Raw genomic sequence first — 1069 nt, 5'->3', positions numbered from 1 at the left:
CGGGAGTCGGGAGTCGGGAGTCGGGAGAGTTAATCGGTAGGGTGGGCAGTGGCAAGCTACCGAAATCGGCAAGGTTGGTGAAGAGCTGATCAGCCACTGCCCACCAGAGCCCAAACTACTTTTTTTTATCTATTTCTTACTCTATCGGTCATGCATTTATCTGTCATGCAGCCAGCAAATGCCATCGCGCTTTACTTCAGGATGCATCTAATTATTGCTGTTTGACCCAGTCGGTGGAACGGGTATCAGGCGTAGAACCGGCATCTTGCCGGTTATCAATATTCCCAAGCAGGCAGGATGCCCACCCCACTGATATGCATGCCGAATGGGCATCAGACGTGGAATGGGCATTTTGGTGGAACCTTCTGCGACTAATGCCCGCCAGGCACGGCTCCCGTGGTAACCGAAAACGAGTTAGTAGCACAGGTAGCTCGGAAATTTATCCAGGCAAATCGCGCGCCATCCGAGACCAAAAAGGGATTTTGACATTTTGATCGGATAGTGGTAAATTAAGGGCACTACTCTGCGTCGTCGCCCGCCAAAGGATTTTTATTTACGCCACGCGCCACCACGCCCTGTCTGGGAGAGAGACTCGGAGACTGACTCCTCATTTTGCCCCTCATTTTTCCTTGCCACCACCTTACGAGAAACAGGAGCGTTGCCTTGCCCACTATTGCCTTGCCACCACCTTACGAGAAACAGGAGCGTTGCCTTGCCACCACCTTACGAGAAACAGGAGCGGTCTGTTTGGGGGTTAGTTTTTTCTTGGGCATGGTTTCATCTCCATAGAATTCAACTTTCTGTGGTTTAGCTTATTGAGTTGGCTGTGGCTGTGTCAATAGACATCTCCAGAAACTCGGTTTTGACCCAGGCAGTGCAAGGGTTTGAGGTTAATTTTTGGAGATGTCTAATAGGTTTTTTCTCACGTTTTGTTACGTGGGGAGATGGGGAGATGGGGAGATGGGGAGATGGGGAGATGGGGAGATGGGGTGATCTGGGTACAAGTAGAATCGTAGGGTGGGCAGTGGCAAGAATCGCGAAAATTTGGCAAGCTTGGGGAATATATCAT

At 50.4% G+C, this 1069-nt stretch carries 2 protein-coding genes; both read left to right on the top strand.

From position 1 onward, the window contains the following. The first annotated feature begins 221 nt into the window (after window positions 1–221). The gene (locus LYNGBM3L_RS40710) at window positions 222–494 is read left to right on the top strand and encodes a hypothetical protein (protein WP_131827470.1); all 273 of its coding nucleotides are present in this window, start codon (window positions 222–224) and stop codon (window positions 492–494) included. Between the two features lie 169 nt (window positions 495–663). Then, a complete protein-coding gene (locus tag LYNGBM3L_RS48650; protein WP_267872032.1) occupies window positions 664–789 on the top strand; it encodes a hypothetical protein in 126 nt (41 codons plus the stop codon). Window positions 790–1069 lie beyond the last annotated feature (280 nt).

Origin of the sequence: Moorena producens 3L (assembly GCF_000211815.1) — a bacterium.
Lineage (GTDB): Bacteria > Cyanobacteriota > Cyanobacteriia > Cyanobacteriales > Coleofasciculaceae > Moorena > Moorena producens.
The sequence above is the reverse complement of the archived record's forward strand: the minus strand, read 5'-3'. Positions and strand labels throughout refer to the sequence as shown.